This is a genomic window from Peribacillus sp. GL_122 (assembly GCF_057835005.1).
Genome location: NZ_CM174415.1, coordinates 5,080,785 through 5,103,621, shown reverse-complemented (window position 1 = coordinate 5,103,621; position 22,837 = coordinate 5,080,785). Strand labels below are relative to the sequence as shown.

General features: G+C 42.8%; 19 protein-coding genes. 8 read left to right on the top strand and 11 right to left on the bottom strand.

Annotated features, from left to right (window positions below):
- Positions 1–91: 91 nt before the first annotated feature.
- Entirely contained in the window at positions 92–4,642 is a 4,551-nt protein-coding gene (gene gltB / locus AC3ISB_RS24720; RefSeq protein ID WP_489274809.1) for a glutamate synthase large subunit, read from the top strand.
- A 16-nt stretch (positions 4,643–4,658) separates the two neighbouring features.
- Entirely contained in the window at positions 4,659–6,140 is a 1,482-nt protein-coding gene (gene gltD / locus AC3ISB_RS24715) for a glutamate synthase small subunit (RefSeq protein WP_489274807.1), read from the top strand.
- 182 nt (positions 6,141–6,322) lie between these two features.
- Here gltD and AC3ISB_RS24710 read toward each other — a convergent pair whose 3' ends face one another.
- From AC3ISB_RS24710 to AC3ISB_RS24680, 7 genes are all read right to left on the bottom strand, one after another.
- Positions 6,323–6,535: a hypothetical protein gene (locus tag AC3ISB_RS24710; RefSeq protein WP_489274805.1), complete on the bottom strand. Its 213-nt coding sequence runs from the start codon at positions 6,533–6,535 to the stop codon at positions 6,323–6,325.
- 151 nt (positions 6,536–6,686) lie between these two features.
- Positions 6,687–8,027 (bottom strand): MmgE/PrpD family protein, encoded by a 1,341-nt coding sequence (locus tag AC3ISB_RS24705; RefSeq protein ID WP_098369271.1) that lies wholly within the window; start codon positions 8,025–8,027, stop codon positions 6,687–6,689.
- Positions 8,028–8,032: 5 nt separating this feature from the next.
- Positions 8,033–8,800, bottom strand: coding sequence for an amino acid ABC transporter ATP-binding protein (locus tag AC3ISB_RS24700; protein WP_489274803.1), 768 nt, complete (start codon positions 8,798–8,800; stop codon positions 8,033–8,035).
- 4 nt (positions 8,801–8,804) lie between these two features.
- Complete coding sequence (locus AC3ISB_RS24695) at positions 8,805–9,476, bottom strand: amino acid ABC transporter permease (RefSeq protein ID WP_057279163.1); 672 nt, start codon at positions 9,474–9,476, stop codon at positions 8,805–8,807.
- Between the two features lie 24 nt (positions 9,477–9,500).
- Entirely contained in the window at positions 9,501–10,301 is an 801-nt protein-coding gene (locus AC3ISB_RS24690) for an amino acid ABC transporter substrate-binding protein (protein WP_098369273.1), read from the bottom strand.
- A gap of 19 nt (positions 10,302–10,320) precedes the next feature.
- Positions 10,321–10,854, bottom strand: a complete 534-nt coding sequence (locus tag AC3ISB_RS24685) for a GNAT family N-acetyltransferase (RefSeq protein WP_480340473.1) — start codon at positions 10,852–10,854, stop codon at positions 10,321–10,323.
- Between the two features lie 81 nt (positions 10,855–10,935).
- On the bottom strand, positions 10,936–12,264 hold the full coding sequence (locus AC3ISB_RS24680; RefSeq protein WP_489274799.1) for an LLM class flavin-dependent oxidoreductase: 1,329 nt from the start codon (positions 12,262–12,264) through the stop codon (positions 10,936–10,938).
- A gap of 443 nt (positions 12,265–12,707) precedes the next feature.
- Between AC3ISB_RS24680 and AC3ISB_RS24675 the strand changes: the two genes are divergently transcribed.
- Positions 12,708–13,850 (top strand): amidohydrolase, encoded by a 1,143-nt coding sequence (locus tag AC3ISB_RS24675; RefSeq protein ID WP_489277022.1) that lies wholly within the window; start codon positions 12,708–12,710, stop codon positions 13,848–13,850.
- A gap of 25 nt (positions 13,851–13,875) precedes the next feature.
- Positions 13,876–14,304 (top strand): cytidine deaminase, encoded by a 429-nt coding sequence (locus AC3ISB_RS24670; protein WP_179890955.1) that lies wholly within the window; start codon positions 13,876–13,878, stop codon positions 14,302–14,304.
- A 53-nt stretch (positions 14,305–14,357) separates the two neighbouring features.
- Here the strand turns inward: AC3ISB_RS24670 and AC3ISB_RS24665 are convergent, their stop codons facing one another.
- From AC3ISB_RS24665 to AC3ISB_RS24655, 3 genes are all read right to left on the bottom strand, one after another.
- Positions 14,358–14,927 (bottom strand): MEDS domain-containing protein, encoded by a 570-nt coding sequence (locus AC3ISB_RS24665; protein ID WP_141994567.1) that lies wholly within the window; start codon positions 14,925–14,927, stop codon positions 14,358–14,360.
- A gap of 145 nt (positions 14,928–15,072) precedes the next feature.
- Positions 15,073–15,708 carry a FusB/FusC family EF-G-binding protein gene (locus AC3ISB_RS24660; RefSeq protein WP_098369278.1) on the bottom strand — a complete coding sequence of 212 codons (636 nt, stop codon included), beginning with the start codon at positions 15,706–15,708 and terminating at the stop codon, positions 15,073–15,075.
- A gap of 152 nt (positions 15,709–15,860) precedes the next feature.
- Positions 15,861–16,124 (bottom strand): CD3324 family protein, encoded by a 264-nt coding sequence (locus AC3ISB_RS24655; RefSeq protein WP_489274796.1) that lies wholly within the window; start codon positions 16,122–16,124, stop codon positions 15,861–15,863.
- Positions 16,125–16,483: 359 nt separating this feature from the next.
- Between AC3ISB_RS24655 and AC3ISB_RS24650 the strand changes: the two genes are divergently transcribed.
- Positions 16,484–17,128 (top strand): SDR family oxidoreductase, encoded by a 645-nt coding sequence (locus AC3ISB_RS24650; RefSeq protein ID WP_141994568.1) that lies wholly within the window; start codon positions 16,484–16,486, stop codon positions 17,126–17,128.
- Between the two features lie 44 nt (positions 17,129–17,172).
- Here the strand turns inward: AC3ISB_RS24650 and AC3ISB_RS24645 are convergent, their stop codons facing one another.
- Positions 17,173–17,739: a sugar O-acetyltransferase gene (locus tag AC3ISB_RS24645; RefSeq protein WP_098369280.1), complete on the bottom strand. Its 567-nt coding sequence runs from the start codon at positions 17,737–17,739 to the stop codon at positions 17,173–17,175.
- Between the two features lie 365 nt (positions 17,740–18,104).
- On the opposite strand from AC3ISB_RS24645, the gene brnQ reads away from it, so the two are divergent.
- From brnQ to AC3ISB_RS24630, 3 genes are all read left to right on the top strand, one after another.
- Positions 18,105–19,436: a branched-chain amino acid transport system II carrier protein gene (gene brnQ, locus AC3ISB_RS24640; protein ID WP_480340476.1), complete on the top strand. Its 1,332-nt coding sequence runs from the start codon at positions 18,105–18,107 to the stop codon at positions 19,434–19,436.
- Positions 19,437–19,960: 524 nt separating this feature from the next.
- Complete coding sequence (locus AC3ISB_RS24635; protein WP_141994570.1) at positions 19,961–20,827, top strand: ATP-binding protein; 867 nt, start codon at positions 19,961–19,963, stop codon at positions 20,825–20,827.
- A 15-nt stretch (positions 20,828–20,842) separates the two neighbouring features.
- The gene (locus AC3ISB_RS24630; protein WP_480340477.1) at positions 20,843–22,759 is read left to right on the top strand and encodes a vWA domain-containing protein; all 1,917 of its coding nucleotides are present in this window, start codon (positions 20,843–20,845) and stop codon (positions 22,757–22,759) included.
- The last annotated feature ends 78 nt before the right edge of the window (positions 22,760–22,837 follow it).

Here is a 22,837-nt window from a genome sequence, read left to right as displayed (position 1 = left end):
TACTAGAATTATATATTGTTTATATCGATTTGAAAACCTAGAATAAATGTAAGTGATATAACGGTGTAAGAATACGATGGGGGCGATTAATATGACATACAATCAAATACCAAAAGCACAAGGGCTCTACCATCCTGAATTTGAACATGATGCATGTGGGATCGGTTTATATGCTCATTTAAAAGGGCTTGCTACACATGACATCGTCAAACAAGGACTAAATATGCTGTGCCAATTAGATCATCGCGGCGGACAAGGCAGCGATCCCCTTACAGGAGATGGCGCAGGATTAATGGTGCAGATTCCTGATGAATATTTCAGGCTGGCATGCCCGGAAATGAACTTGCCGGCAAAAGGACGCTATGGTGTAGGCATGCTCTTTTTCTCTAACAATGATGATGAACGGAATGAAATCGAAACTCGTTTGAATGCATTTATCGAACAGGAGGGCCAAACGCTATTAGGCTGGAGAACGGTTCCAGTTGATGCAACGAAAATCGGGGAGGTCGGCAAGGAGACATGTCCGACGATCCGCCAAGTATTCATCGGGGCAAGCGTTGGGATGACAGATGATTTAGCTTTTGAGCGTAAATTGTTCATTATCAGAAAACAAGCTGAAAACTGGGCTCGTGAACGCGGCAATCGTTTTTATTTTGCCAGCCTTTCAAGTGCTACGATCGTATACAAAGGATTATTGACGCCAGAGCAGGTGGATGCTTTTTATCTTGACCTTCAACAAGAGTCTTTCGTTTCGGCTTTCGCTTTAGTGCATTCCCGCTTCAGCACGAATACTTTTCCTAGTTGGGAACGGGCACATCCAAACCGTTATCTGATCCATAATGGCGAAATCAATACGCTTAGAGGTAATGTGAATTGGATGAAAGCGCGTGAGCAGCAGTTTGTATCGGAAGCATTCGGGGATGACCTGCAAAAGGTCCTACCTATTCTGGATATAGACGGCAGTGATTCCTCGATTCTTGATAATGCACTTGAATTCTTCGTGCTTGCCGGCCGTAAACCGGCACATGCGGCGATGATGCTCATTCCTGAACCGTGGACGGAGAATCCGCATATGACGAAGGAAAAGAAGGCATTTTACGAATATCATAGCATGCTCATGGAGCCATGGGATGGTCCGACGGCCATATCCTTTACGAATGGCAAGCAAATCGGTGCCATCCTTGATCGAAATGGTTTAAGGCCGGCAAGGTATTATGTGACAAAAGATGATTACATCATTTTCTCATCCGAAGTCGGCGTGATCGATGTGGAGCCGGAGAATGTATTATATAAAGATCGTTTAAGCCCAGGCAGAATGCTTTTAATAGATTTAGAGGAAGGCCGTATTGTTTCCGATGAAGAGATCAAGTCGGAAATGGCTCAGGAAAATCCATACCAGCAATGGCTGGACGAACAGCTTGTTCAATTGCGTGACGAAGAACCTGTGCTCGAAGGGGAGCCGTTGAGTGATTTGTTATTCAGGCAAAAAGCGTTTGGATACACGTATGAAGATGTCCAAAAATATCTACTGCCGGTCATTAACGAAGGCAAAGATCCACTTGGCAGCATGGGGAATGACATTCCATTAGCGGTCTTATCAGATCGCCCGCAATCGCTATTCAACTATTTCAAGCAATCCTTTGCACAGGTAACCAACCCGCCAATCGATTCGCTTCGTGAACAGATCGTCACGTCAACGATGACATTTCTGGGTGCGGAAGGAGATTTGCTGAAACCGGATGAAACGAACAGCCGCCGCATTCAATTGGATTCACCTGTTTTGACGCCAGGTCAAATGCAGCAGTTGAAAGAAAATGCCTATCCTGAATTCAGGAGCAAAGTCATTCACACTTTATTTTCAGAAGATTTAGAGAGTGAACTCGATCGCATCTGCCGTGAAGCGGAACAAGCGATCGCTGATGGTGTCAGCCTTTTGATATTATCTGACAAGGATATGAGCAAAGAAAAAGCTGCGATTCCTTCCCTGCTGGCTGCGAGTGCCCTTCATCAAGAGCTGATCCGTCATGGGAACCGTACGAAAGTGAGCATTATCGTTGAATCGGGGGAAGCAAGGGAAGTCCATCATTATGCGTCCCTGATCGGGTATGGAGTGGATGCGATTTACCCGTACCTTGCTTATGAAACATATAAGCAGGCGGTATTGGAAGGCAGTTTGTCCATCAGCTACGAAGAGACGGTAAGGAAATATGTACGCTCGTTGACAGAAGGCATTGTAAAAGTGATGTCGAAAATGGGGATTTCAACGATTCAAAGTTATCGCGGCGCACAAATTTTCGAAGCGGTCGGAATCGGTGCTGAAGTGATCGAACGCTATTTCAGCGGTACGGCATCGCAGCTTAGCGGGATCGATTTGGAAACGATCGCAGATGAAGCGTTGATTCGTCATAGGAAAGCTGCAGTCGATTCACTTGACCAAACTCTTGAAAGCGGAAGTGATTTTCAATGGAGAAAAACAGGGGAACATCATGCTTTCAATCCTAAAACGATCCATACACTGCAATGGGCCTGCCGGAAAGGCGACTATAATTTATTTAAGCAATATTCAAACTTGGCGAATGAAGAGAGACTCGGGTTTTTAAGGAATTTATTCTCGTTCGATCAAAAACGCCAAAGCATTCCCATAGATGAAGTGGAATCCGTGGAATCCATCGTCAGCCGATTCAAAACGGGCGCGATGTCATTCGGTTCATTGAGTCAGGAAGCACATGAAACATTAGCGATTGCGATGAACCGTTTAGGCGGAAAAAGCAATAGCGGTGAAGGCGGGGAGCACCCTAGCCGTTACCAACTGGATGAAAACGGCGATGACCGCCGCAGCGGAATTAAACAAATTGCATCCGGTCGTTTTGGAGTGAAAAGCCACTACCTTGTTAATGCCGATGAACTTCAAATCAAAATGGCGCAAGGTGCAAAGCCAGGTGAAGGAGGCCAGCTGCCAGGGAACAAAGTATATCCTTGGGTCGCAGAGGTCCGTGGTTCCACACCAGGTGTCGGCCTGATTTCACCGCCTCCGCATCATGATATCTATTCGATTGAAGATCTGGCACAGCTGATCCATGATTTGAAAAATGCGAACCGTGATGCCAGGATCAGCGTCAAGCTTGTGTCAAAAGCAGGCGTAGGCACGATTGCAGCCGGTGTGGCAAAAGGAGCCGCAGATGTCATCGTTATCAGCGGGTATGATGGCGGTACGGGGGCATCACCAAAAACGAGTATCAAACATACAGGTCTTCCTTGGGAGCTGGGCCTTGCCGAAGCACACCAAACATTGATGCTGAATGGCCTGCGCAGCCGTGTAGTCCTTGAAACGGATGGAAAGCTAATGACGGGACGCGATGTGGTCATGGCAGCTATCCTTGGAGCGGAAGAATTCGGCTTTGCTACAGCACCGCTAGTGGTTCTTGGCTGTGTCATGATGCGTGCTTGCCATTTGGATACATGTCCAGTCGGGGTAGCTACTCAAAACCCTGAGCTTCGCAGCAAATTCACAGGAGATCCGGATCATGTCGTGAATTTCATGCGCTTCATCGCTGAGGAAGTGCGGGAAACGATGGCTGAGCTTGGATTTAGAACACTGGAAGAAATGGTCGGCCGCACTGATGTTTTACAAGTGAGCGAGCGGGCACAAAACCATTGGAAAGCGAAGCATCTGGACTTGACGACACTTCTTTTCCAACCGGAGGGGATACGCACGTATCAACTTCCTCAAAATCATAAAATTGATGAATCCCTGGATATCCGTGAGATTTTACCGGTTGTGGAGCCTGCTTTGAATGATCAAACCCAGGTGGATGTCAGCTTCCCGATTACAAACGTGAATCGTGTGGTCGGAACGATTGTCGGCAGTGAAGTATCCAAACGCTATGGGGAAGAAGGGTTGCCTGAAGATACGATCACACTTCGTTTTACGGGATCGGCGGGCCAGAGCTTCGGTGCGTTCATTCCTAAAGGGATGTCGATGTATTTGACAGGTGATGTCAATGACTATGTTGGGAAAGGCTTATCTGGCGGAAAGATCATTGTCACGGCACCTGCTGGCAATCAGATTGAGGCTGGGGACAATGTAATTGCCGGAAATATCGCCTTATATGGCGGAACAAGCGGCGAGGCCTACATTAATGGCCGTGCGGGAGAACGATTTGCAGTACGGAACAGTGGAGTCAACGTCGTCGTTGAAGGAATTGGAGACCATGGCTGTGAGTATATGACAGGCGGACGCGTGGTCATTCTGGGCGACGTCGGCAAAAACTTTGCGGCAGGCATGTCAGGCGGCATCGCTTATGTACTTGCTGATGATGCAAAAAAATTCAAGGCATTATGCAATGGTGAAATGATAGAATTCGAGACGCTTGATGATATGGATGATGCAAACGAGGTAAAAGAAATGCTTTACAGCCACGTTCATTATACAGAAAGTGCCAAAGCATCGTATGTTCTGGAGAACTGGGCGGATTTCGCTAAGAAATTCGTAAAAGTCATTCCGAAAGATTACAAACGGATGATCGAAAGCATCAATGAGCAGAAGCGTGCAGGGCTAACGGATGAAGAAGCGATCATGAGTGCATTTCAAGCAAATGCCGTTCAAGATAAAAAAATCACTAAACAAGCTGTGATGCAGTAAGGAAGGGGAGAGAAAGATGGGAAAAGCAACAGGATTTATGGATTACCCGCGAGAAAAACCAAAAGACCGGAATCCTCTCACTCGTTTAAGCGATTGGAGAGAATATACAGCTCCTTTCTCTGATGAAAAGTTAAGTACACAGGGAGCGCGGTGTATGGACTGCGCCACCCCTTTCTGCCATATGGGCATGGAATTGAACCGGGTCACAACAGGCTGCCCGATTCATAATCTGATCCCGGAGTGGAATGATTTGGTGTACCGCGGCAGATGGAAAGAAGCATTGGACCGTTTATCGAAAACGAATAATTTCCCTGAATTCACCGGGCGCGTCTGCCCGGCCCCTTGTGAAGGGTCTTGTACGGTAGCGATAAGCGATCCTGCCGTTACCATCAAGAACATTGAACGGAGCATCATCGACAAAGGATTTGAAAATGGCTGGATCACGCCTCGCATCCCTGAAAGCAGGACCGGCAAGAAAATTGCCATCATCGGTTCAGGCCCGGCAGGATTGGCGAGTGCCGACCAGTTGAATCAAGCAGGTCATTCGGTCACGGTTTATGAACGCTCAGACCGTGCAGGCGGGCTATTGACATACGGCATCCCGAACATGAAACTTGAAAAAGATGTCGTTGCACGCCGAATTAAATTATTGACCCAGGAAGGCATCGATTTCATTACCAATACAGAAGTAGGCAAAGATATAACTGCCGAAGAACTGCAAGATCAATATGACGCAATCATCCTTTGCACAGGTGCCCAAAAGCAGCGTGACCTGGTAATTGAAGGACGCGAGGCATCAGGCATTCACCTTGCAATGGATTACTTGACGACTTCGACTAAAAGCCTGTTGGACTCCAATTTTGAAGACGGCAAGTTTATAGACACTAAGGGGAAGGACGTCATCGTCATCGGCGGCGGGGATACAGGAGCTGACTGTGTCGCAACTGCCCTTCGCCAGGAATGTAAGAGCGTCGTACAATTCGGGAAGCATCCAATCCTTCCGACGGCACGTACATCTGATAATATGTGGCCAGCCTACCCGAATGTATTTTCCCTTGATTATGCGTATGAAGAAGCGGAAGCGAAATTCGGTGCAGATCCGCGTCAATATTCAATCCAAACAAAAAAAATCGTAGCCGATGAAAATGGCAACGTTAAAGAACTGCACACAATCTCAATGGAAAAAATCAAAGGTGAAGACGGAATGTACATTTTCAGGGAAGTTCCAGGAACTGAAAAAGTATGGCCTGCACAATTCGTTTTCATCGCAATCGGTTTTGAAGGAACCGAAATGCCGCTATTAACTCAATTTGGCGTAGAAACAGTAAATCAAAAAATTGATGCCGTCCATGGCGAATACAAAACGAATGTCGAAGGGGTTTTCGCTGCCGGAGATGCAAGGAGAGGGCAAAGCCTCATCGTTTGGGCAATCAATGAAGGCCGTGAAGTAGCGCGAGAAGTGGACCGCTACTTGATGGGCGCAACGGTATTGCCTTAATAGAAAAAAAAGAAGTGCCATATGGTGCTTCTTTTTTTATGGTGGGAAATATGGAATTCACGAGTAAATGGTCAAAACTCACGAGTAAAACACCGAAACTCACAAGTAAATGCCCCGAATTCACGAGTAAAGCGCCGAAACTCACGAGTAAATGGTCAAAACTCACGAATAAAGCGCCGAAACTAACAAGTAAGTGCACAACTCACGAGTAAAACGCCCAAACTTACGAGTAAATGCCCCGAATTCACGAGTAAAGCGCCGAAACTCACGAGTAAAGCACCGAAATTCACGAGTAAAACGCCCAAACTCACGAGTAAATGGCCGAAACTCACAAGAAAGTGCACAACTTTCACGAGTAAAGCGCCGAAATTCACGAGTAAAACGCTGAAACTCACGAGTAAAGCGCCGAAACTCACAAGTAAGTGCACAACTCACGAGTAAAACGCCAAAACCCACGTGTAAAAATACCGTATTGATGGGTATACAAATTAGGCGAGCAGTATATAAATACTGTTCGCCTAATTTACTTTCAGTCAGCTTCTATAGTCAGCTTCTATAGTCAGCTTCTTGAAGAACGCCAAGTGATGTGTGATTCAGTGCATGGACAGCTGCTATTATTTTCTCTGTCTCTACTTCATCTCCTATGGCTTTATGCAATTTTTCTATTAGCTGGGGTTTTGTTAATGGGTTTCCAGGACTTCCTTTAGGGGTATCGATTCGTTTCGATAGTACATCCCCACTCGTTGTGGTCACGGTCACAATTGTAAATCGTCCCACTGGGAGTGCTGCTTTGGAAGGCTTGATCTTTGCATCCGTCTCCCTATTTACTTTTTGAAAAGATTTTCTCCATGAATGGGGAATAGGTTTCGATTCAAAAGAAGCAAAGGTCAGGGGTTTGCCTGTAAGCGCGAGCCATACAATATACTCAATCGAAAATCTTCCTTCTTCACCGGTGGAAGGGTTATGGTGAATCAAAGCGGAATCACCATTTGGAGGAAAGCAAACACTCACCGATTCAATATCTTCTTCCGACAAATCGTACGTCTTATGTAAAAAGACAGCTGCATCAGCGCCATGTGTCGCAGCAGAACAAAAAGGGTACTGTTTAAACCATAATCCTGGTGTTACGATCCGCCATGTCTTTCCCCAATCCTCCGTCAAATCGGGAACTCCATTTTCTGCATATACCTCAAAGAATCCATTCTTATCATTCAAAAAGTCGGGGTTGCTATGTAAACCCATCCGAATCCAATCTGCGGAATCCACAGCGTTTTTAGCAGCAATCCCTACATGGAGCGGCTTTACTACAGTGCCAAATTGGAGTCGTAAACCCGCCGATTGGGTAGCGGCAAGACTCATGGTTTCAGCTATTAAGCGTGGTGAGTATTCCCGTAAATACGCAACCGCACCAGCTGCAGCTATTACGCCAAGTGTAGCTGTATTATGCCAACCTTTTGTATAATGATAAGGGTTCATTGCTTCTCCGAACCGAGCCATGATTTCCACACCAACCACATAGGCAGCTAAAAAACGTTTCCCGGTCATTTCAGGTTCTCCAACTGCTAACAAAGCAGACAAAATGACTGCGCTTGGATGACCTCGTACATCTGAATGTACATCATCATAATCTAGTAAATGAGCTTGAAAGCCATTGAAGAGTGCGGCCTGGGATCTTGTTGCATGTATGTGACTTCCAATCAAGTAACTTGTCCCATTTCCGCCTTCTTCCAAAATGATTTGCTTTAAAATCGTAATTTCCTTTTCGGATTTCGTTTGATAGGAAACAGCAAGATAATCAAGAAGTCCTTCGATTGCAGCCTGTAATACTACTTCATTTACCAACGGATTGGAATGATAAATCATTTCAGATAACCTTTCCGTGTTCATGCACTTCACTTCCTTTTTTGCCTGGCAGATCCGTCCGTTTCGTCTCCCATTTGCCGTAAAAAACGCTGAGTTCGCGGATTAAGAGAATGCTCAATCACTTGTTCTGGGGTGCCTTGTTCGATAATATGTCCGTCTGCCATGAATATGACGTGGTCAGCAACTTCCTTCGCAAATTGCATTTCGTGCGTCACGATCACCATTGTGGTATCCTCTTTCGCTAATTCCCGTATTACTTGTAAAACCTCATTAACCAATTCGGGATCTAGAGCGGAGGTAGGTTCATCGAATAAAATGGCATGTGGTTTTACAGCTAATGCTCTAGCGATACTGACACGCTGCTGTTGTCCGCCAGATAAGGTAGCGGGGTATTGGTTGGCTTGTTTTTCCAAGCCAACCCGTTTCAATAAATCCACGCCGATTTGAATGGCTTCCTCTTTTTTTACCTTTTTGCTGACAAGCAAAGCTTCAATCACGTTTTTTAAGGCCGTTTTATTTTTAAAAAGGTTATAGTGTTGGAATACCATCGCTGTTTGCTGTCTTAATTGGTACGCGTCTTTCTCTTTATATTTTTGGGTATCCAATTTTACATCCTTGATTTCGATGGTGCCGCTGTTGGGCTTTTCCAACAAGTTCAGACAGCGTAATAACGTTGATTTTCCAGAACCTGAAGGGCCAATAATGGCGACAACTTCCCCGGTTCTTATATCCAAGTCAATATCGTTCAATACTTGTTTATCATCAAAATATTTAGATAAGTTTCTTACTTTTATCATATGATCACCTTCTAAGTGGTTTGCTGAGCCAAATTTCCAGGTATTTTTGTATCCAAGAATAAAGAATAACCAATAGCCAGTAAATCAAGCCAACCACTAAATACGTCTCGAAAAAGCGCATGTTAGCGGATGCAATAATTTTTCCCTCTGCAAATAGTTCCGTAATTCCTAATGTAAAGGCAAGGGACGTTTCTTTAATCAAAGATATAAATGTATTCCCTGTTGCTGGCAATGCATTTAATGCAGCCTGTGGTAATATGATTCGCGAGTAAATCTGCACTCTTTTCATGCCAGTTGCAAGGCCCGCTTCCATCTGCCCTTTGTCCACGGAATTCAATCCAGCTCGGAAAATTTCTGCTAAATAAGAGGATTCTTTCAAACTAAATCCAATGATTGCCGCCGTCATTGCTTCCATCGTTGACAACGACGGGAATAACTGTGGTAAACCGTAATAAATGATGAATAATTGTACCAATGTTGGCATTCCTCGGAATAAAGAGATATATAAGCCTGCCAATTGTGTGATTCCAAAAATATTGCTATTTCTTATTAAGGCTACTACAAGTCCGATAATAATGGCTAAAGCCATCGAAATGATGGCTAAAACCAGAGTGATTGGAATAAATTTTGCGATTTGCAGGGAAATTTCCAACATATATTGTAAATCAAAATTCATAATGCTTTAAAACCTCCGCTATGCTTATTCGCCGGAATTCTTGGTGATGTCTTCACCAAAATATTTATTGGACAGCTTCGCTAATGTACCATCTTCTTTAAGTTTTTTGATTTCTGTCGTGAATTCATCATTTAATTTTTTGCCTTTTTCTGTTTTGGTAAATGGATACCCTACATTTTCATAGGCCACTGGATCACCGACTAGTTTTAACGGAAGATCATTTTTCTTTATTTCTGCAACCAGGATTGGGCGGGAATTGATATATCCATCTACACGGTTGTTAATGGCATCTTGCATCGCGCCATCCCGGGTTTCATAGGTTCGTATTTTGATATCGCCATTTTTATCATACTTTTCTAGGTTTGTGACATTATTAGACCCCAGCACACCGGAAACGGTTTTGCCTTTAAGATCAGCCAAACTTTTAATATCATCGTTTTTTGTGCTTGATACAATTTGTGCACCATAATAGCTATATGGCTCTGTAAAATTAAATTGCTCTTGGCGTTCTGGTGTTATAGCAACGGCATTCGCAACGGTGTCCAATTTACCTGATCCCAATTGCCCCATTATCCCACTGAAATCAGAAGTGACCCACTCTACCTTGTAACCTAAATTCTTGGCGATGAGTTCTGTAAGTTCTACGTCAAAACCTATTAATTTACCATCCTCTTGATAACCATTTGGATAGCTTTGGCCAGTGGACCCCACTTTAATTGTTTTTTGTTCGGAATCATTGGCAGCATTCTCTTGTTTTGAATTGCCACATGCCGCAAGTACTAATATGAAAAGTAAAGAGATTCCAAGGGAAAGAATTTTTTTCATCGTTATTTTCCTCCTATTATTAAGTGGTTTGATTATGTTTTTCAGTCCAAGCTTGATATTGTCCCGGATGCAAGATTTTCCTTAAATATATTGTGAGATGACCTTTGCCTAAATCTTTTTGCCCGATCTCTTCAAATCCACTTTTTTCGTACATTTCCTTTAGCCATGGATGATTATCCGCGGTTCCGAGCGTAACCGCGGGGGCTCTCAGTTGCTTCTTCAAAATTTCTTCTTCGAGCCATGACAGAACTTTTTTCCCTATGCCTTGACGCTTATATGCAGGGTTTGTAGCGAACCAGCCTATGTGTGGCAATACGAGCGGGCCAGGATTAGGGCCCCAAGGTAACCGAATCGAAACGGTCGAAATAAATGTCCCATTTTCCTCCAGAACATATACCTTATTTTCTGATATATGCTTAATCGCTTCCTCTCTCGTGGCGGTTGCCGCAGAGAAGTGAATATCCAACTCTCTTATACTCGCATAAGCATCCAATGTTAACTGGAGGAATTTATCCACATCTTCTACACGTACTTCACGAAATATTTGACTCATCTTGCGCCTCCTATACTCTATCTAGTTAATTCCTCTTCGGTTCGGTGATTCTGTCTATGAGATCAGCCAGGTGTAAGGTGTTTAAAGCTTATGGTAATATTGGTTGGCCGGTTTATCCAGGCCAAGATTCCCTCGTAATGTGTTACTTTCATATTTAGTACGGAAAATTCCTTTCGATTGCAGTTCAGGGACAACAAGTTCTACAAAATCCGTTAAAGAATCAGGCAAGAGGGCTGGCATGATATTAAAGCCGTCAGCCGCATCTCCATTCACCCAATCTTCAATCTTATCCGCAATCTGCGTTGGTGTTCCAATTGCTATATGATGTCCACGTGATCCGGCAACCCACTGATATGTCTGACGTAACGTCAAATTTTCATTGATCGCCCGTTTAACGATCAAATCATATTTACTTTGGATGCCATCTACATGTTCTGGTAGCGAAATATCAGCAAACGGAGTATCCAAAGGGATGTTCGAAAAATCCACATTTCCAAAATACCTTCCCATAACAGCCAATCCTATTTCGGGAATGATCAGCTCCTGCAATGCCTCGTACTTTTCTTGGGCTTCCTTCTCGGTCTGTCCCACAATCGGGAACAAACCTGGCATGATGCTCAAGCTGCTTTTCTCCCGATTAAAAGCGGCCAATTGACCTTTTAACTCATGGTAAAATGAGATCGCGTCCTCCTTGTTCTCCTGGGCAGTAAAGACAATCTCTGCGTGCTTTGCTGCAAGCAATTGCCCAGCGCCAGAAGAGCCTGCTTGTACAATGACCGGATGCCCCTGAGGGGAGCGGGAAATATTTAATGGTCCTTTTACATTGAAAAACTCACCTTGATGATTGATTTCATGAAACTTGCTTTCATCAATGAATTGGCCTGTTTCTTTATCGATGACCAATGTATCGTCTTCCCATGAGTCCCACAATTTCTTGGTAACTTCAACAAATTCAGTCGCCCTTTTATAACGGAGACCATGTTCTAAATGTTCTGATTTATTGAAGTTTACTGCAGTAGAGGCAAGGGACGTTGTGACTACGTTCCAGCCAGCGCGGCCGGAGGTAATATGGTCTAAAGAAGCAAATTTCCTAGCCACATTAAAGGGTTCTTCGTAAGTGGTGGAGGCCGTTGAAACCAAACCAATATTGGAAGTCGCCGAGGCTAGATAAGATAACAAGGTCAATGGCTCGAATCGAGTCAGAATATTAGGATGCGAGTCCTTTGCAACTGACAAACTATCTGCCAAGAATAATAAATCAAATAAACCTTTTTCGGCAGTCTGGGCCAACCCTTTAAAATAATCGATGCTCATATTAGCTTTCGGATTGGCGTTAGGATGTCTCCAGGAAGCAACGTGATGTCCTGTTCCGGCCAAAAATACACCAAGCTTTACTGTTTTCTTTTTCATGCGTCAATTGCTCCTTTATGTCTTCACTTTTAAACGCAGGGGATTTATAATATAAATATCCTTACTGGTTTACTATGAATTAATGCTGAAATAAAACCCGCTTCCAGTTTAGAAGAGGGTTCCTTCCGACTATATATATCCTTACTTGTTTTCTACTATAGAAATTGAATCCTTTTTTGGATTGATACGTTAATATAATATAGAAATTAAATCAAATGGTAGCATCTTATATAATAAATTGTCAATGTTAAATATTCGGAATATACACACTTATAATTTCCGGGAATTCATTGTTATGATGCTCAGGATGCGACCAAATTAGAACTCGTTCTTTACACGTTTATCAAATAGCTTATTTGATAGCTGCTTCACTTGATATTCCTTGGCTATTAGCTTTCGTTCTTTACTATTCGGATTTTTAAGGAGATGGACAACCGTTGATCATAAGCAATGTAGAATTGGAAAATTATTTATTGGAATTCAGACGCGATCTTCATATGACACCTGAATTATCAAACCAAGAATTTGAAACGACTAAAAAAATTAAAGAAGCGCTTCAATCTCAAGATATTAAGATACTTGATTTCCCATTGAAAACTGGTGTCGTAGCTGAGATAAAAGGGAGTAAGCCGGGTCCTACGATAGCACTTCGCTCCGATATTGATGCTTTACCAATTTTAGAGCAATCTGAGGTGGATTTTCCTTCAAGGCACATCGGCGTGATGCATGCATGTGGTCATGATTTTCACACTTCCGTCATTTTAGGGACTGCTTTTTTATTAAAAAAAGAAGAAAGAGATCTTTCCGGAACGATTCGTTTGATTTTTCAACCTGCGGAGGAAACGGGACATGGAGCAAGTGCTTTAATGGAAACCGGTGTGCTGGAAGATGTGGATGTGATTTTTGGCCTTCATAATGATCCGACATTGCAAGTTGGGGAGTTAGGGACAAAACATGGCGCACTGACAGCGGGAGTCGATCGCTTTGAAGTGCATGTTAAAGCAACTGGCTCACACGCGGCCAAACCGGAAGAGGGAAATGATCCTATTATCATAACAGGACATATTATCTCAACGTTGCAAACCATCATCAGCCGCAATGTGGCACCAAAAGAGTCCGCGGTTTTGAGCATCACTCAAATTCATAGCGGTTCGACGTGGAATGTTATCCCGGATAGTGCATATTTGGAAGGAACCGTCCGCACCTTCAGTAAAACTCAACGAGAGTTCATCCAGAAACGTATGAAACAAGTCCTGCACGGTATAGGTGAAACTTTTGATGCAAATGTTGAACTATCATGGCATCCTGGCCCGCCATCAGTTGATAATACGCCTGAATGGGCAGATTTGGCGCTTCAGGTTGGAGACACAGCAGGTTACACGACAAAAACCTTGGAAGCTAGCTCAATAGGGGAAGACTTCGCTTTTTACCAAGAAAAAATACCAGGTGCTTTTGTAATGATAGGGTCGGGCGGTCCATATGACCTGCATCATCCTAAGTTTATAGTAAATGAAACGGCACTTTTTCCAGCTGCGTCTTATTTCCGCTTATTGGCTTTAGAAGCGTTAAAAAAAATCCCTGAATGAAAATATTAGAAGAGAAGGAGGTCCAATCATCAAAACTTATCCATTGAACGAGTCGGATCGTGATTTAATAGAAGCTGCAAGTGCAAAAATTAGGGATCTTTACGAGGAAAATAGGCATCATGTTGGCGCTGCACTAAAAACGAGTTCAGGAAAAACCGTTGCTGCCGTACATATTGAAGCATATATTGGCCGGGTTACCGTATGTGCAGAAGCCATTGCTATCGGCAAGGCGATATCGGACGGGGAAAAGGGATTCGATACAATCGTGGCGGTTAAGCATCCCTATTCCGATGATGAAGACAGAGCTTTAAAAGTGGTTAGCCCGTGTGGGATGTGTCGGGAATTAATCTCGGATTATGCAAAAGAGTGCTTTGTCATACTGAATGTTAATGGGGAAACGGTAAAGACGAAAATCGGTGAACTGCTGCCGTATAAATACACGAGGGATTCATGATAAATGCAACGGAAACCAACACGCTTAGGAGAATTCATAAGCGTGTTGGTTTATTATTTCAAACTAGATGGCAAGTATTGTTCACAGATGATGATATCATCATCTTTTAGAACATAAGGATGTGTTTCCAACAATATGGTTTTCAGGTAGTCTGGCATCCTCTCACCTTTGTACGCACAAATTAATGGAAACGACAGCAGATTTACAGCTTCATCTACTGTTCTCTCAAAATCCTCTATGATATGCAGCGGTTCTTCCATGGTTGCCCATTCAACATGTGCCCATGATCGGAAAGAAATTTTATTTTCCACATAGTGCTGTACCGTTTTATTAAAGTATTCTTCGATTGCAGGAGGATGATAACTGCCGCTTGAACAATAGAAATCGAAGTTGTTCACAAAGTGAATGAACTCCATTTGATCTTTCGTAAACCGAGTGCTCAGTTCTTTATGAATGATGGGGTAAATACGGTCATTTTCAATAAGAATGACATAATCTCCCGCTGCGATGCCCTCTTGGATAAAATTCAAAACTTGTTTAATATAATTTTCCATTTCATTATAGGAATACAGCACATGAACGTTTTTTTTGTCTTCAAACAACTGATTCATTTTGCTTTTCAATATATCATTCCTTCTTTCATGTATCGCTTCAATTATACTTGAATTCCATAAGCAGGACAAAATGAGAATTTTTTTAACTGACGGCTTCGGTGCTTGACAAAAACAAAAAAGCAATCCTTCGCCATTGAAGGATTGCTTTTCCTAATTATTTCAGCCGCTCGATTAGGTCGGTCATTTTATCCAAAGTCGTTACGTTCTGGTTGCATTTCATACTGTCCAGACAAATATAATTACCTTTTTTTATGAATGTCCCTTGGACGGTTCCTTTTGTTTCAGACATGAACATCCCTACTTCTTCAAAGCGGCTGCATATGGCACAGATCCCTTTTTTGTTGGCAGGTTTAATGGTTCCATGCAATCCGGTGAGTTTATTATGATGGGGTGCAATGATGAATTTCTTTCCGGAACCGACATCATCCCATCCCAAGTATGAAATCTCTCTCAAATCAATGTTTTCCAACAAAGGGGCTTTTAATTTCTTTGCTTTAGGAAATAATTTTTTTATCGTTTTTTCGGTTACTTCTTTAAATGGGATTACAAATGGCTTTACCTGTAAGAGAAAGACTTCGGCTTGTGCGGGATCTTTAATGGTATCTACTGGATCCAGCAGTTGTTTTTGCTCTTCGCTCAAGGCACTGAATAAGCTTAATACTCGTTCTTTGGCGACTGTCTTCAGGGTGTTGATTACATCCTTATCGTTGGCCGTCGCGTGTCCATTTATGAGAATCTGTGTTTGGGATTTTATGAAGTTATACTGCACGCTCCTGATAAAAGGTTCCATTTTCTTCACTCCTGTTTCTGTTGCTGCGATACATATTACGTTTTTATTTACTTTACAGAAAATGCATCCTCATTAAAAGGGGGAAAACGACTAAGAAACATACTCGGCATACAAATAGCACTGATATCATTATCAGTGCTACTCATGTAATCCTATTTGGAATAAACGATTTTCTTGATGGTTTCCGCGGAGAGAAAATATTCCTCTGCTAATTGATGGATGGTATGACCGTCTTTGAATGCGTATTTTATATAGGCATTTCGGTCATCGATCAATTCCCTTGAGCCCGAACGGGTTCCCCATTTGTGATGGGCCTTTTCAGGTTTAGGGATATATATGGTTTCACCTTGCACATACTTTTGAATTTCAACGATCAGCTTTTCAGGCAAAACGGCCGTCGCTTTTACATATTTCATTTCTGCCAGCCCCTTATTCTTTTTTAAGAATGAAATAAGGTGCAAAGCCGAATATTAGAAATGATAAGGCGGGCGATTAAGTTTAGCTTAATTCAACCCCATGCAAAGTATCGCCTCCAATACTAGGCTTTGCATGAGATGCTGCAGAAGGTGGCATTAACATTCTTATTGCCATCTTTACACCTCCCCGTTATGTCCCTGAAGAACACGTATTGTTCTTATTATAAAATATATAAGGGTGGTTGCCAAACTATTTCCAATGTTAAAGATGAATCTGCGGGCTGATTGTTTGATAATGTTCTGAGTCCATGAAATAATTTGAATGGAAACCAAACTAACCATTATGGGAGCTGACCTTTATGAAAGTATTCGTAGTTGGGGCAAATGGGCAGATCGGTAAATATCTTGTAGATTTATTAAAAGATAGCCCGGAACATAGTGTACGGGCAATGGTTCGTAAAGAAGAACAAAGTAGGCATTTAGAGAAAAATGGAATTGAATCTGTCGTCGTGAGCTTAACCGGATCGGTGGAAGAGATTACGAATGCGGCAAAAGGCTGCGATGCCATCGTATTTACAGCAGGATCCGGAGGAAGCACTGGTGCTGATCAAACGCTGTTGATTGATTTGGATGGTGCTGTTAAAACGATCGAAGCGGCAGAAAACTTGGGAATCGACCGATTCATCATGGTGAGTGCTTTTCAGGCCAATAATCGCGAAAACTGGAATGAAGCCATCAAACCGTATTATGTGGCCAAGCATTATGCGGATAGGGCATTGTTACAAAGCGATTTAAATTATTCCATCATTAGGCCAGGCGGTCTGGTGAATGAACCGGGGACGGGCAAAGTGGCCGCCGCCGAAGAATTGGAAAGAGGTTCGATTGCCCGTGAAGATGTGGCTCGAACGATTTTTGCTTCTTTAACTGAAGAAAATACCTACAAGCGTTCATTTGATTTAATCTCTGGTGATACTGCAATCGCGGAAGCATTAAGGAAAATTTAACGAAAAAAAGGAGGCAGGGTCACTCAGGGGGAGTGAGCCCTGCCTTATTTAATTCCTTCAATATGCTTGATGACCTTCGCTGGGTTTCCGCCGACAACAACGCCTTCAGGAACATCCTTTGTTACGACTGCCCCTGAAGCGACAACGGAATGATTCCCTATAGTTACGCCAGGATTGATGATGGCCCCTCCGCCAATCCATACATGATCCCCGATCGTAACCGGTTTTCCGTATTCCACTCCAGAACTGCGTTCAAAGGGATCCAGCGGATGTGTGGCTGTATAGATATGCACTCCGGGAGCCAACATGCAGTCCCTGCCAATTTTCACTTCACAAACATCCAAAATGACACAATCGAAATTAGCATAAAAGTTTTCCCCGACAGAAATGTTGTAACCATAGTCACAACGGAAAGTGGGTTCAATATATACATTTAGCCCAGTGGAACCTAAAAGCTGTTTCAGCAGGGCAGTTCGTTCATCCCCTTCGCTTTCCGTTGTCTGGTTGTATAACCGGGTCAACTTTCTGGCATTTTCCCTATCTCTTACTAATTCCGGATCAGCGGCCATGTAAGGTTCCCCGCTCACCATTTTTTCTTTTTCAGTATTCATGTTAATTCCTCCTATTTTCTTGTTTTTTAGATAGTTTTAATGAATATCTGAATATTAAAATATTTTTTCTGCAAAATAAATTGCAGTACTTTTTACTCAACTTTTCCTTTGAATCTGAATGCCTCGCTCATTTTCTTAAAAAGAAGTAAGAAAAGAAAGATTTTTCCGAATAATTAATGAAATAACTTTGACAAACTTTCTGCCTGATTTTATAGTAAGGAGAGTTATGGATGATTGATAGTTTCATAAAGGTACATTTTAACAGATAGGTAGAATACGTTCGCAGTTCTTGTCACTTTTTTTACAGGAAATTGATGGACAACTCTTTTCTTCGTTAAGATAATCAACACAATGGAGGGCTCTATATGACACAGAAAGCACCACTTTCTTTTATCATTGTAACAGGGTTAATGCTTTTTGCTTTATTTTTTGGTGCAGGAAACTTAATTTTTCCTGCCATGCTCGGGCAATCCGCGGGGACTAATTTATGGTTGGCCAGTTTAGGATTCATCATTACTGGGGTGGGTTTGCCATTCATTACAATATTGGCATTTGGTTTTTCGGGAAAAAATGATGTTCAATCGCTTGCGAGCAGGGCACACCCGTTATTCGGCATCATCTTCACAGTCGTTCTTTATTTGTCTTTGGGACCGCTTTTCGCACTTCCTAGAACGGGGAGTGTATCCTATGAAATAGGGATTAAACCTTTCCTTTCTAATGATGTCGGCTTTTTACCATTGCTGATATTCACGATCATATACTTTGGAATTGCCTGTTTATTATCCATCAATCCATCAAAAATGCTGGATATCGTCGGGAAAATATTAACACCATTATTATTGATTTTCATCGGGATCCTCATTGTGGTCGCCATCATTAACCCAATGGGTGAAATCCAGTCACCAGTGGCTGATTATTCAGATAATTCTTTCTTCAAGGGATTCAAAGAAGGATATTTGACTATGGATACGCTGGCCGGATTTGCATTTGGGATCATAGTCATCAACGCAATCAAAGATAAAGGGATAACATCAAGAAAAGAAGTGTTAGGATTTTGTATGAAAGCCGGCTTAATAGCTGCCACTTTGTTGGTGATCGTTTATGCGTCTATAACTTATGTCGGGGCAACAAGTGTGGAAAAGCTCGGTCAGCTGGGTAATGGAGGAGACGTTTTGGCTCAAGCCTCGAATCATTTTTTCGGATCGGCTGGCGCTGTGTTGTTAGGGTTGATTGTGATCGCTGCATGTCTAACGACAAGCATCGGTTTGATAACGGCTTGTGCTACGTATTTCAATAAAATACTGCCTGCTGTATCGTATAAATCATATGTTGTCATTTTTTCTGTTTTTAGTGCGGCTGTTGCCAATGTAGGTTTGACCAAGCTCATTTCCATTACAGTGCCTGTGTTAACGGCTCTTTATCCCGTAGCGATCGTTTTGATTGTTCTAACATTCTTCCATTCCTTTTTCAAAGGGAAATCGGAGGTATATTTAGGAAGCTTATTATTAACGGCCATCATCAGCATAATGGATGGAATAGTGGCATCAGGCATTAAAATGGAATCTGTTTCGGACCTTTTCACTCAATACCTTCCACTATATAGTGTAGGAGTAGGATGGGTGATTCCAGCCATCATCGGCGGTGTATTGGGCTATATGATATACCTAATGAAAGGTGACCCTAAGGAAGCCTATTAAGGGTCATCAGAATGAACTTCGAATAACGTTGCCTCCAGGCACTCGCTTTCCGCGGGCGGTCCGGGAGCCTCCTCGGCGCTCTTTGCGCCTGTGGGGTCTCCCTTGGACGCGCTTTTCCCGCAAGAGTCTCGAACACCCGCTTCAATCAACTGGATTGTTTTTTAAAAAAACTGTAGTCTGGTTTCATCTCGAACCTTGATTAAGACAAGGTTACAATTTTTTTTTTTATTATTATTTTATAACCCTTATTGGATTGAAGAAATTTGCGACACTCCTGCCGAATAACTGGCTAGCCGAGACCCCACAGGCGCTTGCTTTGATGAGGCTTGGCAGACAGTCGGCGGAAAGGGAGCGGATTTCTGAATCCAAGCTGGAACGTCTTTTAAATAAAAAACTGTAGGCAAACTAGCTTTTCTTCTAGTTTGCCTGCAGTCTGGGAGCTGTCTTGATGCAGCTCCTTTTCTTAGTGTTTGTTTTTAATGGGAAAGAGCCTTAAAATGTTCAGAAAGGGGTGTAGGAACACAATGATCAATCGATTACCAATAGAAATCGCAAATATATTACAAGCAAGCAAAAAAAATCCTGCTCAATTCGAGGAATTGATCAGGAGCGGCGGATATCTGCCTCCCGAGATGGAGCTGATGGTGGATGCCATCACGGCATTAAGCATGGGGAAGAATATCCTTTTGAAGGGTCCGACAGGGGCTGGAAAGACAAAGTTTGCCGAGACATTATCGAATTTATTCAACCAGCCGATGTTCAGTGTCAACTGCTCAGTCGACTTGGATGCCGAAAGCTTATTGGGCTTTAAGACATTGGCTTACAAAGAGGAAAAACAAGTGATAGAATTCGTACCTGGACCAGTGACCAATTCGATGAATCACGGTCACTTCCTATATATAGATGAAATCAACATGGCAAAACCGGAAACTCTGCCGCTTATCAATGGTGTGCTTGATTACAGAAGGACGATAACGAATCCGTTCACGAATGAAGTCATAACGGCAAAAGATGGCTTTAATGTGATTGCTGCAATCAACGAAGGGTATGTCGGTACAGTGCCGCTGAATGAAGCGCTAAAAAATAGGTTTGTCGTAATTGAAGTTCCTTATATCGAAGGGGAGCAGTTAAAGCAATTGATAGAAACCAATACAAAGTTGAAGGATCCAAGAAGCATTGAATTGTTCGTTAAACTGTCGAGTGATTTGATAAATGCCGTGAATCAAGGGAAGGTGGCTGAAGATGCGGCATCGATCAGGGCTTTGCTTGATGCTTGCGATCTGAGTGTGTTGATCCCGCCGAAACGGGCGATTCTTCGTTCCATAGTGGATAAGTTGGACGAGGAACGGGAGCGTGAGTTTGTGAAGAACTTGGCTGACACATTATTCTAACTAGGAGAATGCCTCATGAAGTATATCCGTTTCAATGATTCAATAATAGATACGGCTCTTTTTTTACAGCTGCAGGATCTCTCGACTGTTTTATCCGGCATTCCTGAGCTGGAATTCGAATACAATTATGGTTCCTTCATTGATCTTATCGAGAATAAGGTCACAGCCAGCCATTTTTGGGAAAATGGCAATAAGGAAGTGAAGGAAGCGGGACTGAAAACGGACGTGCTCCTTAGGACGATAGGTACGCTGCATCATTCAACAATCCAGAGCATGAAGGAGTACCAGGATATCATCGGGGAAAGTTCGCTTCCGAAGTTTGCAGCCCAATTATTCGCTTTACTGGAAGACTTGCGATTGGAAGAATTGGTGAAGAAGGAAAGGCCAGGCACGAAAAAATGGTTTTCGGTAAGAGGGGCTTACCTTAAACAATATTTCGAAAGCCAATTGACGACGAATGTCACAAGAAGTTTTGCACTGGATGAATTATACTGCCTCATATATTTACTGCTTCAATCTGACAGGCCGGACCCGATTTTCCCAAGAGCCAATGTAAGGCAGCTGGAAGAACTGGAGAAACTCAAGCCGTTCATCCATTCTGTCTTTGAAGCCACTAAAACCAGTGACATCACGAGGATTTGTGAGCAAATCGTTTTCCGTGTGAACGATGGATACGAAGATACGATGAATGAATATTTCATCTTTCCCATTGCAAATGTGGAAAAGTATAAGGCAAATACCTTATTTGATGAACTGACTAGAAATGATGAACTGTTGAACGATGATACAGAAGATGCAGATGAAGAAAAAAGTGAGTTCATTGATGAAAAATTCTCGACATGGCACCGGGAGAATAAGAACGGCGAGAGTAATTCGACTTTTCTTCAATTTGAATTGGAGCAGGGAACGAAAACAAGTATGATGGGCGGAGGTGCACGGGAAGCGGAAGATGCCGACCAAGCACTGGCTTCCATCCAGGGTTCATCAGGGGAAAGTAAACAAAAGGAATACAATCAGCAGGAAACGCTGGAGAAGAAACAAACGAATATGGGCAAAAGTGGTGAACATCCATTTGGTGAAGAAAACAAAGACGTCGTTCAGGTAATTAAGGAAGCGAAAATACCAACACTTACGGAAGAGAAACGCTACCGTGAATTTGTTGCGGATATCGAACCGTTCAAGAGAAAACTCTCCAGTACAATTGAAAAGACACTGGAAAATAAAAAGAACGCACCAAGAAAAGATTTGGTTTTTGGCCGCTTATCGAAGAAATTACTGCCGCTTGTTTTTGAAGAAAATCCTCGGGTCTTTTATAAAAAGAACCAGGATTCAAATGAAATGGATGCCGTATTCACATTGCTGATCGATTGCTCCGCTTCCATGCATAACAAAATGGATGAAACGAAACGAGGGGTCGTCCTGTTTCATGAAGTACTGAAAAAATTAAAGATCCCCCACTCAATCGTTGGATTTTGGGAAGATGCAAATGAAGTGAGAGAAGGATATCAGCCGAACTACTTCCATGTGATCCAGTCCCATTCCGATTCTCTTTATCTAAACTCAGGAGCTAAAATCATGCAGCTTGAACCAGAGGAAGACAACAGGGACGGATACAGTATCAGGGTTGCCGCAATGGAATTGGAAAAAAGGCGGGAAAAGAACCGGTTCTTGCTCGTGTTTTCCGATGGTGAGCCGGCAGCAAGCGATTATGATCAAAATGGCATTGTCGATACACATCTTGCTGTTTCGGAAGCCAGGAAAAAGGGCATAGAAGTCATCGGCCTGTTTTTAGCGGATGGAGGCATCGAGGAAAGTGAAGAACTGACGATGAAAAACATCTATGGAAAAGAGCGCCTAATGATTCCGAGTGTAGCTGAATTGCCAGAGCAATTTACACCGCTGTTAAAAAAACTGCTGCTGAAGACCATATGAGAAACGAAGTTCCCCCACTCGTCATTTAAAACGGGCAAATGCATTTGATTAGAATATTAGTAAAAAACGCAATAGGAT